Source organism: Myroides odoratimimus, from assembly GCF_001485415.1.
Lineage (GTDB): Bacteria > Bacteroidota > Bacteroidia > Flavobacteriales > Flavobacteriaceae > Flavobacterium > Flavobacterium odoratimimum.
Genome location: NZ_BCMQ01000041.1, coordinates 1 through 15,717, shown reverse-complemented (window position 1 = coordinate 15,717; position 15,717 = coordinate 1). Strand labels below are relative to the sequence as shown.

General features: G+C 31.9%; 15 protein-coding genes. 10 read left to right on the top strand and 5 right to left on the bottom strand.

Going from position 1 to position 15,717, the window contains the following annotated elements; genetic code table 11:
* The first annotated feature begins 99 nt into the window (after positions 1-99).
* The 7 genes from MODO_RS18075 (at position 100) to MODO_RS18045 (ending at position 8,375) form a co-directional block, all read left to right on the top strand.
* Positions 100-1,269: an IS4 family transposase gene (locus MODO_RS18075; RefSeq protein ID WP_006258819.1), complete on the top strand. Its 1,170-nt coding sequence runs from the start codon at positions 100-102 to the stop codon at positions 1,267-1,269.
* Between the two features lie 223 nt (positions 1,270-1,492).
* Positions 1,493-2,155, top strand: coding sequence for a thiamine diphosphokinase (locus tag MODO_RS18070; RefSeq protein WP_006258842.1), 663 nt, complete (start codon positions 1,493-1,495; stop codon positions 2,153-2,155).
* 92 nt (positions 2,156-2,247) lie between these two features.
* Positions 2,248-3,063: a helix-turn-helix domain-containing protein gene (locus MODO_RS18065; protein ID WP_059051660.1), complete on the top strand. Its 816-nt coding sequence runs from the start codon at positions 2,248-2,250 to the stop codon at positions 3,061-3,063.
* A gap of 82 nt (positions 3,064-3,145) precedes the next feature.
* Entirely contained in the window at positions 3,146-4,165 is a 1,020-nt protein-coding gene (locus tag MODO_RS18060) for a threonine aldolase family protein (RefSeq protein WP_059051659.1), read from the top strand.
* 315 nt (positions 4,166-4,480) lie between these two features.
* The gene (locus MODO_RS18055; protein WP_059051656.1) at positions 4,481-5,815 is read left to right on the top strand and encodes a hypothetical protein; all 1,335 of its coding nucleotides are present in this window, start codon (positions 4,481-4,483) and stop codon (positions 5,813-5,815) included.
* A 22-nt stretch (positions 5,816-5,837) separates the two neighbouring features.
* On the top strand, positions 5,838-6,920 hold the full coding sequence (locus MODO_RS18050) for an imelysin family protein (RefSeq protein ID WP_081316898.1): 1,083 nt from the start codon (positions 5,838-5,840) through the stop codon (positions 6,918-6,920).
* Positions 6,921-6,995: 75 nt separating this feature from the next.
* The gene (locus tag MODO_RS18045; protein ID WP_006263600.1) at positions 6,996-8,375 is read left to right on the top strand and encodes a di-heme oxidoreductase family protein; all 1,380 of its coding nucleotides are present in this window, start codon (positions 6,996-6,998) and stop codon (positions 8,373-8,375) included.
* A gap of 49 nt (positions 8,376-8,424) precedes the next feature.
* Here the strand turns inward: MODO_RS18045 and MODO_RS18040 are convergent, their stop codons facing one another.
* Both MODO_RS18040 and MODO_RS18035 read right to left on the bottom strand, forming a co-directional pair.
* Positions 8,425-9,717 (bottom strand): hypothetical protein, encoded by a 1,293-nt coding sequence (locus tag MODO_RS18040; protein ID WP_059051653.1) that lies wholly within the window; start codon positions 9,715-9,717, stop codon positions 8,425-8,427.
* 115 nt (positions 9,718-9,832) lie between these two features.
* Positions 9,833-10,492: a hypothetical protein gene (locus MODO_RS18035; protein ID WP_059051652.1), complete on the bottom strand. Its 660-nt coding sequence runs from the start codon at positions 10,490-10,492 to the stop codon at positions 9,833-9,835.
* 835 nt (positions 10,493-11,327) lie between these two features.
* Between MODO_RS18035 and MODO_RS18030 the strand changes: the two genes are divergently transcribed.
* Positions 11,328-12,095 (top strand): lysophospholipid acyltransferase family protein, encoded by a 768-nt coding sequence (locus MODO_RS18030; RefSeq protein WP_059051650.1) that lies wholly within the window; start codon positions 11,328-11,330, stop codon positions 12,093-12,095.
* 63 nt (positions 12,096-12,158) lie between these two features.
* Here MODO_RS18030 and MODO_RS18025 read toward each other — a convergent pair whose 3' ends face one another.
* The 3 genes from MODO_RS18025 to pncA form a co-directional block, all read right to left on the bottom strand.
* A complete protein-coding gene (locus MODO_RS18025; protein ID WP_235811675.1) occupies positions 12,159-12,722 on the bottom strand; it encodes a putative outer membrane beta-barrel protein in 564 nt (187 codons plus the stop codon).
* A gap of 108 nt (positions 12,723-12,830) precedes the next feature.
* Positions 12,831-13,373 carry a hypothetical protein gene (locus MODO_RS18020; RefSeq protein WP_016649399.1) on the bottom strand — a complete coding sequence of 181 codons (543 nt, stop codon included), beginning with the start codon at positions 13,371-13,373 and terminating at the stop codon, positions 12,831-12,833.
* Positions 13,374-13,376: 3 nt separating this feature from the next.
* Complete coding sequence (gene pncA, locus MODO_RS18015) at positions 13,377-13,988, bottom strand: bifunctional nicotinamidase/pyrazinamidase (RefSeq protein WP_059051647.1); 612 nt, start codon at positions 13,986-13,988, stop codon at positions 13,377-13,379.
* Between the two features lie 188 nt (positions 13,989-14,176).
* Here pncA and MODO_RS18010 point away from each other — a divergent pair, with 188 nt between their 5' ends.
* Both MODO_RS18010 and MODO_RS18005 read left to right on the top strand, forming a co-directional pair.
* Positions 14,177-15,355 carry an aspartyl protease family protein gene (locus MODO_RS18010; RefSeq protein ID WP_059051645.1) on the top strand — a complete coding sequence of 393 codons (1,179 nt, stop codon included), beginning with the start codon at positions 14,177-14,179 and terminating at the stop codon, positions 15,353-15,355.
* Positions 15,356-15,367: 12 nt separating this feature from the next.
* Positions 15,368-15,717, top strand: a 350-nt coding sequence (locus tag MODO_RS18005) for an ISAon1 family transposase N-terminal region protein (protein WP_059051643.1), incomplete at its 3' end; no start/stop codon positions are given.

Here is a 15,717-nt window from a genome sequence, read left to right as displayed (position 1 = left end):
CAATAGCGTCCTAAACATTTAAAAAAAGGCACAAAAAAAGAGAGTTAATTTCGGATCTCAAATTATCTTTGAGTTGCACACCTAAAAAAGACTCTCTCGATGGTAAATATAACACTGTTTTCACAAATAATAGCAAAACTTGATCGTTCAAAATTCAAAAAAATCGTAAAAGAAAAACAGACAGACAAACACAACAAAGGATTTAATAGTTGGAGTCACCTTGTCTCTATGTTATTTTGTCATTTTGCCCGTAGCAAATCTGTTCGTGATATTAGTAATGGACTTCGTTCAGCCACAGGCAACCTAAATCACCTTGGTATAGATAGAGCACCATCTAAATCCTCAGTAAGTTATCAGAACATAAACAGAACTCATAAACTTTTTAAAGAGTATTATTTTGTTTTACTTCAAAGTTTAGGACAGCACCCCAAATTTAAACAAGTGAAGTTTAGAATCAAGTCAAAAATCTTACTATTGGACTCCACCACAATATCACTATGCTTGAGCATCTTTGATTGGGCTAAATACAAAACCAATAAAGGAGCAGTTAAAATGCACACATTACTTGATTTTGATGGAAATCTACCAGCTTATATCAATATTACTAATGGTAAAACAGCTGATAATAAAGGAGCTTATGATATTCCTTTACTTAAAGGTAGTGTTATAGTTGCCGATCGTTTTTATAATGATTTTAGCCTTTTAAACGTTTGGGACAGCAAACAAGTATTCTTTGTCATTAGACATAAAGACAACTTAAAATTTGAAACAATTAAAGAGTTGGAACTACCTGAGAATAGACATCAAAATATTTTAAAAGATGAGATAATTACTTTAACTAATAGTAACTCAAAACAACTATATCCTAATAAACTAAGACGAGTAGCGGTATGGGATCAAGAAAATGAGCAAGTTATAGAGCTTATCACAAATCAATTTACTTGGACTGCTAATACAATTAGTGAGCTTTATAAAAGTAGATGGATGGTGGAAATATTCTTTAGAGACCTTAAACAACTTCTACACATTAAGTCTTTTATAGGAACTTCAGAAAATGCTGTAATGATACAAATTTGGACTGCACTTATCACTATTTTAATACTGAAAGCTCTACGTGCTCAGTCTCAATTTGGTTGGCATTTATCTAATTTAGTCGCTTTTATACGTCTAAACCTTTTTGTTAAAATTGAACTGCAAAAATGGTTAGATAATCCGATAAATGAGGTAGAAAAACCCCCTCCAAAATTGATACAGGGGGTTCTGTTTTAAATTTTATCGAAATATCATCTATAACCTACTAAAATGGGAGGATATTTTATGCCTTAAATTTATTTAGGACGCTATTGGTATTCAGTAATGAACTTATTTTAATTAGAATGCCTTTGAATACAATTCGTTAAAATAAATCTACAATCTTTTCTTGAAAAATTTAAAATAAATTGAGTCTATATCCTACATTATACCTTAATTTGCCTTATTAAAACTCACTAATATGTCTTCACATCATATCGTCAGAGATGACCAAGAGCCTGCTTTAATCATTGCTAATGGTGCTGCCTGTAGCCAAGAACTTATGGGACAATTACTTGAATGGTCTCCCCTAGTTGTTGTACTAGACTCAGCTATTGAGAGAGTAATTGATTTAGGTGTGAAAGTAGATGTGTTACTTGGTGATTTTGATAGGGACTTCGATGCAGATGCGTATAGAGAAAAACAGTATCCTATAGAGATTGTACATATCGCTGATCAGAACTCAACTGACTTAGAAAAGGCATTTGACTACCTTATAAATCGTGGTATACCAGCTGCGAATGTAATCTGGGCTACTGGTAAACGAGCAGATCATACCATCACAAATATTACGAATATCTGTAAATACAAAGATAGACTGAAGATAACGATGTATGATGACTACTCACGTATATACCCTCTACCTAATCACTTCAAAAAGTGGTACGAAAAGGATACAATTATTTCTCTTATCCCAGTAGGTGAAGTAAGTAATATTACAACAACGAATCTCCTCTACCCTCTTCAAAACGAATCTCTCGTACTAGGTGAGCGCACAGGAAGTAGCAATACAGTAGCTGAAGATGGACTAGTGACAATCGATTATCTAAATGGGAATCTTTTGATGATGGAATGTCATGATTAGTGATACTTAATTACTTTTCGTTTATATGCCTATGATATAATCTAGGTTTAAGAAGTATTATTATCTTTGTTTAAGATCTTAAGTACATAAATATGGACTATTTAAAAGAAGGAGAACACTTTGGAGAAAAGAAACAACAACTCGTTGTGAAAGATGTTATTCTAAGCAAGGCAAATGCCTCTCCTACTGATCATATTCCATGGCATTATCACAAACATGCTTATTTCTTATACAATATAAATGGCTATTTAAATGAGGTAACTAAAAAAGGTACTTTAGAACTACTGCCTAATACACTCTTATACCATCATAGTCAAGAACCTCATTACAATAAAGATATCCAGAAAGAGTTTGATTTCTTACATGTAGAATTACCATCAGCTTGGTTTTTAAAATACGATTTGTCTCCTAGCCTTATAGAAGGAGACTTACTCTTAAAAGATCCTAGTTTACAGACGTTATTTCATAAAATACATGTCGAATCTCAATTAGCTGATCAGGCTACTAATCTTGCTATAGATGGCTTATTATTACAGACTTTTGGTCAGATTACACGTCTTCAAGCTCAGGATATACATAGTCATAAACCGCTATGGGTTAATAAATTGATAGAACTAGTCAATGAAGAGCGTTGGGAAGTATTAAGCTTAAATTACCTCGCTACCGAATTACAATTGCATCCTGTTTATTTATCGAGGAAGTTTCCTGTTTATTTTAAAATGAGTTTTGGAGAATACGTAAGAGAGCAAAAACTAAAGAAAGCAATCGATTTATTGTTATACCACCCTATTAGTCAAGCTGAAGTAGCTTATCAATGTGGCTTCTCTGATGAGAGTCATTTTATACGCATCTTTAAATTAAAATATGGTGTGACTCCTGCTGTGTTTAAAAATCAACACAGAGGTTAAGTGTATTCTATTAGGTTTAGAACATTCTATTTTTTTATTTATTTCTACTGTATTTTTGTGTATCAATTAATACTAAGTGATTATGTACAGTTTTAAAAATGATTATGCAGAAGGCATGCATCCTAATATACTAAATAGAATAATAGAGACTAATCTAATCCAACAAGCAGGATATGGTGATGATGACTATACTTTAAGAGCAAAAGAATTAATCCAAGCTAAAATACAGAACCCTCAAGCACAGATCTACTTCGTGTCTGGAGGAACTCAAGCTAACTTATTAGTTATTTCTTCTATCCTACGTACACACCAAGCAGTTATAGCGCCTCAAACAGGGCATATCTTTGCGAATGAGACAGGAGCTATAGAAGCTACAGGACATAAAGTAATCCCAGTAGTGGCTACTAATGGTAAGCTAACGGCTCAAGATATAGAACGTACAGTAGGTGAATATGGATTAAGACCTCATGTGGTAGAACCTAAGATGGTGTATATTTCTAATTCTACAGAGCTGGGAACTATCTATACTAAGGAAGAACTAACTGCCATCTCTTCTATTTGTAAACAATTAGGGTTATACCTTTTTATAGATGGAGCTAGATTAGGACACGCATTGACAGCTGATAATAATGACCTTACACTAAAGGACATAGCAGATTTAACAGATGTGTTTTATATAGGAGCAACTAAAAATGGCGGGTTATTAGGTGAGGCTATTGTGTTTAATAATAGTGAATTAGCTACTTATTTTGATTATAATTTAAAACAGAAAGGAGCCTTACTGGCGAAGGGAAGATTATTAGGGTTACAATTTGAAACTTTATTTACAGATAATCTATATTTTGACTTAGCCAGCCACGCTAATAGAATGGCTACCAAACTAACAGAAGCATTTAAAGCAAAAGGATATCATTTCTTAGGAGATTCTACTACGAATCAGTTATTCCCTATTCTTCCTTTAGCACTGATAGAAGAGTTGAACAAAGATTATGATTTCTATATATGGAAAGCAATAGATCAAGAATATGCTGCTATTAGACTAATCACTTCATGGGCTACAGATGAGAATATGGTCAATCAATTTATAGAGAAGATAAAGTAATCCTTCTTAAATACCTTAATTAGGAAAAAGCCTCATAGTGTTTATTCACTATGAGGCTTTTTTTATTCAATTCTCTTCCATAAGTACCTTTCTTTTTTTAGAAGTAAAAAGAATAATTCAAAATAGTGTGGTTAATTATTTAACACATTATTACTTTAATAATTGATTAATACCATTAATAGGATAAAATAGATAATTATTACTAAAAACTTTTAAAATTACGTTAACAAATATTAATACATAATATTTAATAAATCTAAATAAGTATATATTTGAAGAAAAATAAACACGAATATTCACTTTATAAGATATAAAATGAAGACAAAACTACTTGCTTGCCTGCTATTTACTAGCTCCCTTACCTACGCTCAAGAAAATGATTCTATCCAGAGGCAAATCTTAAAGGATGAATTAAAAAAAGAGATTATTAAAGAATTAAAAGAAGATAAAAAAAGATTGCTAAGTTGGGATAATTTTACACTTAGTGGCTATGGTGCTATTAACTATTATAACTACGGTAAATATGATACAGATCCTCAAATTAAAAACAAATTTGATGCTGAAAGATTAAATCTGTATTTAGGTTATCATTTTAATGATTGGATTAGCTTAAAGACAGAAATTGAATTTGAACATGGTGGTACAGGTTCTACTATTGAACTAGATACTCAAGAAGAATTTGGAGAATATGAAAAAGAAATTGAGTCAGGTGGAGAAGTTAAGTTAGAACAAATATTTATAGACTTTAAAGTTCGTCCCTATTTTAATGTTCGTGTAGGTCGAATGAAACTTCACTTCAACTTAGCTCAGAATCTAGACAGACCCACTAACTACTTTACAGCTCATCGCCAAGAAATGGAAAACGAAATACTGCCATTAGGTTGGTATGAAAATGGTATTCAGTTCTATGGTACTTTTCTCAAGGATCGTCTTCGTTATGAAGTATCAGTTACAAATGGACTAGACGCTACAGGATTTAGTTCTCGTAACTGGGTAAAAAGAGGACATCAAACTCGTTTTGAAATGGCTGTGGGTAATAGTTTAGCTTATACAGCTCGTCTAGACTATAAATTTGGAAAAAACAAAAATACCTTTGCTGGAGTTGCTGCTTATGTCAATGATGCCGCGGCTAATAGACCTAAAAAAGATATGGATGTTTCTGCTTATGTGACCATCTTTGAAGGGCATGTGAGTTATGATGAAAACTACCTAAAGTTTAGTTCTGTATTCTTATATGGAAATATTGAAAACTCAAATATTGTAAGTAGAAAAAATGCTAATCTATCTAATAATCTAGGTGTTAAAAGAACCCCTGTCGGGAAGTCAATGATTGGTTTCTCTGGTGATATTGGATATGAAGTTTTACACTTCCTAAACTTCAAAACAAAGCAACAATTATATCCTTTTATGCGCTATGAGTACTACGATACAATGTATAAAACAGAAGGTGCAGTAGTACGTAAACCTAGATGGGAAAGAAGTGTTATAACTGGAGGTATCAACTGGTTTGTACATCCTCAGGTAGTTCTAAAAGCGCATTACTCTTCTAGAAGATTAGGTTCTGATCACTTTGACCCTATTACTTCATTAAACACAGGTGAAAAACAGCGAGAAAACACCTTTACTGCTGGAATAGGATTTACTTTTTAATTTAATTAACTCAAATAACACAATGAAAATGAAACACAAAATTTTAACATTAGGACTTATCACGATGTCATTTATGATGACTAACTGTAGTAACAATGATGATAGTCCCACTATAGATGATAGCAAAGATAAATTACATACAGCTGTCATTACTGATCTTACGGGTAATATAATTATCGAGATATATAAAGAGTTAAATAATAAAGCTATAGCGTTAGATAAAGCAATTAGTACCTTTAACACAACATCAACTCAACAAAACTTAGAACTTGCAAAAAAAGCATGGGTAGACACTCGTATACCATGGGAATTATCTGAAGGTTTTCTTTATGGACCTGTTGAAACTAATGGTATTGATCCTGCTATGGATACTTGGCCTGTAGATGTAGAAGCGATGAATAATATTCTAAAAAGTAATCAAAAAATAACTCCATCTTTGATTAGTTCTAATAATGAAGCAAGAGGTTTTCACCTAATAGAGTTTTTATTATGGGGAGAAGATGGTGCTAAAAAAGCTGAACAAATTACAGCTAGACAAAAAGAATATCTTAAAGCTGCCTCTGAAGATTTACAGAACAATACTAAGTTTCTATATAATGAATGGAAATCAGATGGTGGAAACTATGCCGCTGTCTTTAATACTGCAGGAATGGGATCTAAAAAATACCCGTCAAGAATAGCAGCATTAGAAGAAATAGTAGAAGGACTAATCACTATATCAGATGAAGTAGCAACTGGTAAAATAGAAGACCCCTTAAACCCTGAAGGAAGTTCTCCTTTCCCTGAAAAAGAAGAATCTCGCTTCAGTAATAATTCTAAACAAGATTTTATTGATAATATTAAAGGAATTGAAAATGTTTACTTAGGAAAGTATAATAAACAAGTAAAAGGATTATCAACTCTAGTAGCAGAAAAAAATAAAGCTTTAGATAATGAAGTGAAAGCTGCAATTACAACAGCTATTAAAGATATAGAGGCTATACCTGGTACCTTCACACAAGCTATTTATAAAAATAGACCTCAGGTAATCAAAGCTCAGAACAGTGTTAATGAACTTACTAAGTTATTAAAATCTAAACTTAAACCCTTTATAAATTCATTATAGATTATATCAAAAAAACGTAAGGTAAGAGTCTATTTTATATATAAATAGGCTCTTACCTCATTAAAATATCTAGTTATGAAATATTCTTCTCTCCCACTTTTGCTCATAGTACTATTCACCTCCTGTTCTAGTAATGATTCCTCGGACTATGAAGAACTTCCTCTATTAAATGAGCGAAGATTAGCAGGTGGAGAAACTACCGTTTTTATCAATACAAGTAATGCGTATGGTACTCCTGCTCCTAACTTATCTGCTCCAGACCTAGCACTACATCTTACAGGAGATCAGATTTTCGAATTTGTATATGTCACTCCTCCTAATCCTATCAATGGAGGCTTAGGTCCTATATTTAATAACTCATCGTGTATCTCTTGTCATCCTAAGGATGGAAGAGCTCCCTTTCCATCTGATTTAAATGAACGAAGTGGTTTCTTTTTTCGTATAAGTTTGCCTGGCATAGCAGAGAATGGAGGTCCTGTCCCTGTCCCTGGTTTTGGTTTGCAAGTGCAAAATCAAGCAGTCTTTGGCGTAAAACCAGAAGCTAAGTTTAATGTTACTTATTCTGATATTACTGAAGTATTAGCTGATGGAACCAAAGTAATACTGCGCAAACCACATTATAGCTTAAAAGATTCCTACATTCCTGTACCTAGTAATATATTGATCTCACCTCGTATTGGTTCTCCTGTTTTTGGATTGGGATTATTAGAAGCGATACCTGAGCAAGATATTTTAGCGGATGTAGATATCAATGATAGTAATAAAGATGGGATATTTGGAAAAGCTAATTATGTATTCGATGCAGTAACTAAACAACGAAAACTTGGGCGCTTTGGATGGAAAGCGAATACAGCTTCATTGCTAGAACAATGTACAGCGGCTTTTAATAATGATATGGGAATAACTAATTATATATTCCCACAAGAAACAGGTTTCGGGCAAAGCAATGGTAGTGATGGCCTAAATAGCGGTCTAGAGATATCTAATGATGTGGCTGATGCAGTTACTTTTTATACTCAAACCTTAGCCGTTCCTGCCTCTCGCTTTCACGATAATCCAGAAGTTCGAAAAGGAGCTCAAATTTTCGAAACTATTGACTGTGCAAAATGCCATAAACCAAAACAAAAGACTGGTAATAGCCCTATTAAAGCATTAGCTAATCAAACTTTTTATCCCTACACAGATATGCTTTTACACGATATGGGAGAAGGCCTAGCAGATGGACGTCCAGACTTCTTAGCTAATGGTCAAGAATGGAAAACAAGACCTTTATGGGGAATTGGTTTTCAGTATTTAGTAAATGGCCACACCCAATTTCTACACGATGGCAGAGCTCAAAACCTTACAGAAGCAATACTTTGGCATGGTGGTGAAGCACAATCTTCTAAAGATAAATTTAAACAGTTAAATAAGAAAGATAGAGAGGACTTACTAGCCTTTTTAAATTCACTCTAGTTATATAATATGGTTTACTAAAAGCTCCTATAAAGGAGCTTTTTATGTATTATTTTTTTACTAATCTATAATTTAAATCATCTTTATTCTGTTCTACCTTATAGTGTTCAGTTAATTCCAATATCCATCCATCTCCGAATACTTTATTCTCTTCTACCTTAGTAGGGTTAGTGATAGATAGTCGATCCCAATTAGGACTCATCAGAGCTCCTTTTTCTACAGTAAGAATACCCCATTTATCACTTATTCTCATAGTTGGATACACTGTTCCCTTATCTTCTAACGCTACAAGATTAGAGGGATTAAAAGAAATATTCATCTTTTCAAATTTGATTTCAAAATGTGGGTTTTCGACGAATTGAGCTTTATACGCCGCTATTATCTTTTTAACCTTATTCTCTCTTTCTACTTCTTGTTCTATAATGAGAGTTCCATTATATTTACTTTTTAATTGATTAACAGTGCTTTCTAGATTGTTGGAAATTTGGATATTCCAAACCTTGATAAAGTAGTCAGTAAGATTAGTAGTTGTATTAATCTTCTTATTCCACTCTTTATCCTGTTGTGAAAGCAGATAGCCATAGACAGGAATAGTGTGATAGGCGAATGATCTTATATAGGTAGAATTTTTAAAGAAATCATCTATCTCTTTTGAGACATAGTCTACTGTTTCTTTTTTTGTACGATTACTAACTATTAAGCCTGTAAACTCTGCAATTCCTTCGTTTAACTCCAAACTATTTTCTGTAGTACTTGCTTCACTATAAATGTTCTGTCTATATTTTCTAAACGAAAGAGCAGCTGTAAGATGTTGGTTTATTTCTTTTATTGAATTAGCCTGAATAGCTTGTTTTAAAGCCTCTAATTCTAAACGAAGATATACTCTCCCCTCCTTTTGATCTAAATGGTTATTATCAGCATTATTTAATTTAAAACCTAATGTTGGTTGAACACGATGAAAAGACTCATGACCCAATAGGTTAATTCTATTTTGCACATTATCAGATAGGGGTAACATAATCATAGCCCATCGCTTGCCTTCCCATTCAATAGCTGTATTAGCTATATTAATATTTTTAGGTAAGGTACCAATATATACTCCTCCTTCAGGTTTTAATTTATTTTCTTTATCCTCCTCATTAGCATAAATAGTTCTTGTCTCAGAATCTATTAATAGTATGGGTCCATATAAATCAATATTCCATAGAGATTTGTGCTGTTCTGCTGCATGCTTAAATTCATCAAAACAAACATTCGCTTGCTCTAACATACGCTGTTCATTCTGACTGAAGATACTTTGGCTAAGTAAAAAAAGAGAGAACGCAATTAGTTTTCGTTTCATATTTCTAGTTAAAGGTGTTTAGAAACGAATATATCAAATTATCTGATTTGCTAAGAAATATTTATATAAAATACAAAAGGATATTATCTAATATCCTTTTGTATAACTAAACTATTTATTTTTTATAATGCCCATTATCAACTGTGATAGTCACTACTTTTGGAGCAGCGATATTTCCTTCACCGTGCTCACCTCCTATAAATGAAACAGGAATAGCTTTTTTAATTGTATAATGTAACACTCCTTTTTCATCTTGGGTTACTTCTACAGCGTCTACAAGATAATCATCACCGATGTACTCATATTTAGCATCTTGATAGTTTTTCTTATTAGCTCCTATTCTAATTGCTACGGTAGCTAATCTATCATGACCAATAGGAAATTTACCATTAGCTAAAACAAAAGTTCTAGACCTTACTACTGTATATAGTCCTGGCTCAGGTTTATTAATATTAATCGTCAAAAGACCTCCTGGAAAATCGCCATACTTAGCATCATCTTTTGATGGAAAAAAGTCAGTATCAGTCATTGTTATAAAAGTATCATTATAACTCTTGCCTTCTCTATGACGAGGTAGGTAATTCCAATATTTATAAGTTACGTTCTTATTATCTATTCTCATATTTACAGAGAAAGAACCATAAGAGTTTTTAGAACTAGGGATTTCTTCTATAGGATCTGTTTCTCCAGGACCTGCTTCTACACTTCCATTATCACTACTACAAGAAGAAATAGATAATGCTATCATCATGATGATTACACTAATTTTTTTCAATTTTAATCTGATTTTAATTAATATTCTAATAATGTGTAGTAAGGACTTTTAATAAAGGATACCGAAATTAACATTATATTTTGGTTAAAAAAAATGTAGTATTGTATTTAGAGTTAGTATAAAAATATCATTAGTGTCCGATAATACTTTTTTATTTCATACTAAACCTAAAAGGCTGTCAAAACAGAGAGACTTGTTTTATCTTTTAATATTTGTACAAAAGAAACTGATTAGCACTACTAAAACTAAACATTAAACAGGGTTTTCTTCGGGCGTTGATTAGAGAGTCTTTTGGAGTTCTTCGGAAAACTGGCCTTCCTTCCGAAGAAACACTGAATTATTCCGAAGAGGTTCCGAAGAAACGCATAGTATCAATATCTTTTATTATTGAAAATCAGTTAATTAAAAATTAATTATAGGAAAAAAGTGGAACTTTTTGGAAATAAAGAGAAGTTTTTGGAAAAGAATGGAACTTTTTGGAAAGAAGTGGAAGCTATTCTAAAAACTTGTTCTTTTCGATCGTAGTTTTGCCATGTAATCAGTAAAAGAAATATGATTTAATTGGAATCCTTTGATTTTTCCTGATAAACCAAGTGTTTCAATAGATACTTTACGAAGTGAATTACATTAGGCAACAACAATAAAATAGTATACTTATATGATGGTCTTTGGATTTGAATTTCTTTATATAGCAATCAGAATTAACCTTTACTACTTTTATACTTAAAGAAGTACGATGGAATAATAACCATTAATCACATCAGTATCACCGATGGTCAAAGACTTTTAATGGCATAAAAGAGAGCAATTATATTTGCTCTTCTAAAAAACAGTTATGCAATATATTTATAATTCTATTGGATTTCTTTTAAGTAAAGTATTCCATTATAGATTCAGTGTTTCACTTCAGAATATAGCTAGAGCTTTTCCCTGTGCTTCTTATCAAGAGGTGGCACACTATCATAAACAATTTTATAGAAACCTCAGTCGTGTACTAGTTGAAACGCTATTTTATAAGAGACAATTACTATATCTAACACAAGGAACCAAAGAATACTTAGATGAGATTAAAAAAGAGAATAGAAATATAATATTAATACTTGGTCATTACGGAAACTGGGAATTAATAAAGCAACTCCCACTCTCTACAGATATACAAATACAAGCTCTATATAAGCCTCTGAAAAATAAATTCTGGAATCAAAGAATAAAAAATAGAAGAGAAAAATATGGTATCCGCCTTATTCCATCACAGTATGCTCTACGCATATTACTTAAGGAGAAAGAATCAAATAATATGACTGTATTCATTGCGGATCAGTATCCAGGTAAAAATAAGGGAATAGAAGTACCTTTCTTAAACCAACAGACTAATGTATATACAGGAGCTGAACAGATAGCTCACAAAGTAAATGCTTATGTAATCTATGGAGAAATAACTCCTTTTGGTAAAAAGAAATGGCAACTTTCCATAAGTACAATTTGTAAAGAAGCTAGAGAAACTAATGAAGGTTTTATTTCAACTCACTTTACAAAGAACTTAGAAGAGAGTATTCAAAAGAATCCTTCTTTATGGTTATGGTCTCATAAACGATGGAAATAATAGATACAAAAAAGCCTGAGCAATGCTCAGGCTTTCTTTATTCGTTGTAATCACTTTAAATGATTAGTTCTTTCCTAAGAAAATTTGGAATCCTAAAGACAATCCTAATCCATTATGTGCAGAAGCACTTGCCTGATTAGATTTACTGTAATTGTATCCTACAATAGCTTCTAAAGCCACATTACGTGATACGAAATGAGAATACCCTGCATTTATATTAAATGCAAAAGAAGTATCACTCTTATCACCAGCTTCAGCACCAGAAAGTCCTACAGCACCTTGTCCAAAGAATCTACCTGTAGCACTAGCTCCTTCAGGGAAATAGTAACGTGCAAATGGCATTACTTTATAATTCCATATGTTATCACCACCTTTAACTGTCTGAAGTCCAGCACCAATCTCAAGACCTACTGCAAAACCATCTGAAATAAAGTATCCTGCTCTTGGAGTAAAATTAATATTGAAGCTTTCTTCCTCGAAACTATATCCTGTTGATCCTAAAGCACCACCTACTATCCAGTTACCTTTTTTAATAGGAGTATCCCCTACTTTAGCAGATAATTTTGGAGTTTCAACGTTGATTTGAGCATTAGCAGTTGTAATTCCAGCTACTAATAATGCTACCAATAAAGTAATCTTTATTCATAATTTTTACTGTTTAATTTGTAATCCTTTTACTAGACTAATTAGTATTTGTTTTAATAAAAGCTAAATTAATAAATTTAAACGTATTTATTACTGTTTTTTCAATAATTCTTGTTTTAGTTTAAGGAATTCAATATTTGAATTCACTAAACCATTTATCAAGAATGTTCTAGCTTCTTCAATATTAATAAAGTCTAGATACTTATACCATCCATCTGTTTCTAGTATTTCTTTAACCTTCGTAATTCTTTTCGCAGTCTCAGAAGCACTTCTCAACACATGGTTTGTATCATTAAGACAACCTTTATGCTTAAAAGTCACATATTTTTTTTCTAAATCTAGAATTATAGCATACAAAGGTTCTTGTTCATTGTTAGGAAAGAAGCTGTCCCAAGTGGCATAAGCAAGTGTGTATACACTATTCTTATATTCGTCTGATGTAATCTTCCACCTACAGTTAGCTGCTCTACCCCAGTGATTTGCATATCTTGCTACGCCTTTCTCATCATAATAATACATACTACCTGTCTTACTTTTATAGTCAGGTTTTCTCCCTTCGACAAATGACATAGGTATTTCTTGCCATTCGCAATAGGTGTGTTTAAAAAAGTTGAATCTACTGTATTTTTTCATTGTTTAATAGAGCGCTACTTGGTTATTCAGGATAGTAATTCCTAGGGATTCCATTTCTTTTATTGCTTGAGATAAACCACCTTCAGTGATAGGTTTAGTAGCAAAATTAAGAAAGAATGTTTTGATACCAGCTTCATGTGCATCTTTTGCACTAAAATAAACACAGAATTCTGCTGCTAAGCCACATACATATAGTTCTTTTACTTCTTTATCTTTTAAAAAACCTAATAGTCCCGTGCTATGCTGGTGATCATTGTCGTAAAAACCACTATAGGAGTCAACTTCTACATTCATTCCTTTTCTAAAAATAGCGGCTACTTTAGTTGTGTCCCATTCAGTGGTAAACTCCGCTCCTCTAGTTCCTTGTATACAGTGCTCTGGCCATAGTACTTGTGGGATTCCATTGAGATTTATTAGATCAAATAGATTATGACCAGGATGTTGACTAGCAAAGCTCTTGTGATTATCTGGGTGCCAATCTTGAGTTGCTATGATTAAATCAAATTGCTTTTGGATTGTATTAATAACAGGGATAATCTTATCACCATCTTCTACAGCTAAGCTACCCCCTGGCAAAAAATCATATTGTAAGTCTACTACTAATAATGCTTTCATATCGAGATTTATAAATATATGTGTTCTAGAACAAAAATACTAAAAGAGTAGCATTAGAGATAGTGATTATGCATATTACTTAGTCTTCCTTTCTATTAGTAAAAAGTATACTAAACAGATATATTTGTTTTATTTAATAACTTTATATTTGTAATCAATTAAAATTAACTCTCAACACATAATAAAATATGTTTTTTAACAACAAAACAAACATAATAACTGTATTAGTCTTATTGTTCTCTTTTAACTTATTTGCACAAAAAGGAATTTTTAAAAAAGGAATTATAACCCCTAGTATTTATAATGAAATTTTAAATTACACACTAAAAGAGGACCATATCTATGTGGATGTAATTATTGAAAATAAGATCTATAAATTCATTGTAGATACTGGTGCACCGACATCAATTACTTTTAATGTAAAAGGAGATTTTAAGTTTATATATGAAGACGAACTATATGATGCATCTAACAATGTATCTAAAGTTAAGTATGTAAGTATTCCAAGCATTAAAATCGGAAACTTAGAATATAAAAACTTTACTGCTGTTCAAAGTGATATGGATGCATTTAAATCATTAGGTGTAGATGGTCTGATAGGTGGCAATATGATAAGTAAAAGTTGTTGGGATTTTGACCTTGAAAACAATAGGATAACACTCTCTAATACTTTAGATAAAAAAGAAATAGGCTTATTTAACAAAGTTAAAGTAAAAAAAGAGGATACAGGTACTCCTACCCTAACAATGTCTTATTTTAATGGTCTAAAAGAAAAGAATATTTTCTTTGATACAGGTTATAATGATTTCTTTTACCTAAGTGAAGATATGTTTAATACTTTGAATGATAAAAAAGTATTTTCTAAAGCACTTACTGGTGAGGGGGTGATTAGTTATAGTGCTTTTGGTCCAAGTATAGGTAAAACATACATTGCTCCTTTAGAGATGAAAATAGGTAATTATGAAATCCCTGTATTTATCACTACTGTAGATGTAGATGATACTAGTAACTTAGGATCTAAATGGCTCCAATATTATCGCACCATCTTATATAAGAATCACTTTTATTTTAAACCATACAATAAAAGCTTTTCTCAAACTTATGAAAATATAGGGATTAAAACTAAACTAAAGAATAATGAACTAGTTATTTCTTTTGTTTGGGACAGTCCAGCTATTAGAAAGAATAACCTAAAAATAGATGATAAAATATTATCAGTAAATGATAGAGAGATAAGCGCTATGTCTAAAGAGGAACTTAAAGAAGTACAACGCAATGCATTTAAGGCAGATAAAGTAAAAATAGAAGTGAATACAAAAGGTAATTTTGGATCAACGTTAAAGGTTGGGGAGGAAAGTGTAAAATAATATCTTTGCCTTATGATGGATAGCCAAGAAATACTAAAACTAATCTTACCTACTTACTTAGTAGAACACTTCAATATTACCAAAATAGAAGAATTAGAAACAAAACTACATATCTACTTTGAAGAGAAGAATGATTACGCAAATCAATGTACAGAAAGACAGCTTATTTCTAAAGGTTTCTATAGTATGATTACTATTGAAGACTTCCCATTACGAGGTAAATCAGTTAAACTACATGTTCAACGTCGTCGTTGGACAGATAAACAAACAGGAGAAATTATATCACGTGATTGGAATATCATCGCAGAAGGAACACGAATGACTACAGAGTTTTCGGAGTTCTTAAAAAAAATTGGCCGATA

Bases quoted from the DNA above. Each gene is read 5' to 3' on its own strand.
- MODO_RS18070 (WP_006258842.1), top strand. From the start codon at position 1,493: ATGTCTTCACATCATATCGTCAGAGATGACCAAGAGCCTGCTTTAATC.
- MODO_RS18030 (WP_059051650.1), top strand. From the start codon at position 11,328: ATGCAATATATTTATAATTCTATTGGATTTCTTTTAAGTAAAGTATTC.
- MODO_RS18075 (WP_006258819.1), top strand. From the start codon at position 100: ATGGTAAATATAACACTGTTTTCACAAATAATAGCAAAACTTGATCGT.
- MODO_RS18040 (WP_059051653.1), bottom strand. From the start codon at position 9,717: ATGAAACGAAAACTAATTGCGTTCTCTCTTTTTTTACTTAGCCAAAGT.
- MODO_RS18065 (WP_059051660.1), top strand. From the start codon at position 2,248: ATGGACTATTTAAAAGAAGGAGAACACTTTGGAGAAAAGAAACAACAA.
- MODO_RS18010 (WP_059051645.1), top strand. From the start codon at position 14,177: ATGTTTTTTAACAACAAAACAAACATAATAACTGTATTAGTCTTATTG.
- MODO_RS18060 (WP_059051659.1), top strand. From the start codon at position 3,146: ATGTACAGTTTTAAAAATGATTATGCAGAAGGCATGCATCCTAATATA.
- MODO_RS18050 (WP_081316898.1), top strand. From the start codon at position 5,838: ATGAAAATGAAACACAAAATTTTAACATTAGGACTTATCACGATGTCA.
- MODO_RS18020 (WP_016649399.1), bottom strand. From the start codon at position 13,373: ATGAAAAAATACAGTAGATTCAACTTTTTTAAACACACCTATTGCGAA.
- MODO_RS18045 (WP_006263600.1), top strand. From the start codon at position 6,996: ATGAAATATTCTTCTCTCCCACTTTTGCTCATAGTACTATTCACCTCC.
- pncA (WP_059051647.1), bottom strand. From the start codon at position 13,988: ATGAAAGCATTATTAGTAGTAGACTTACAATATGATTTTTTGCCAGGG.
- MODO_RS18055 (WP_059051656.1), top strand. From the start codon at position 4,481: ATGAAGACAAAACTACTTGCTTGCCTGCTATTTACTAGCTCCCTTACC.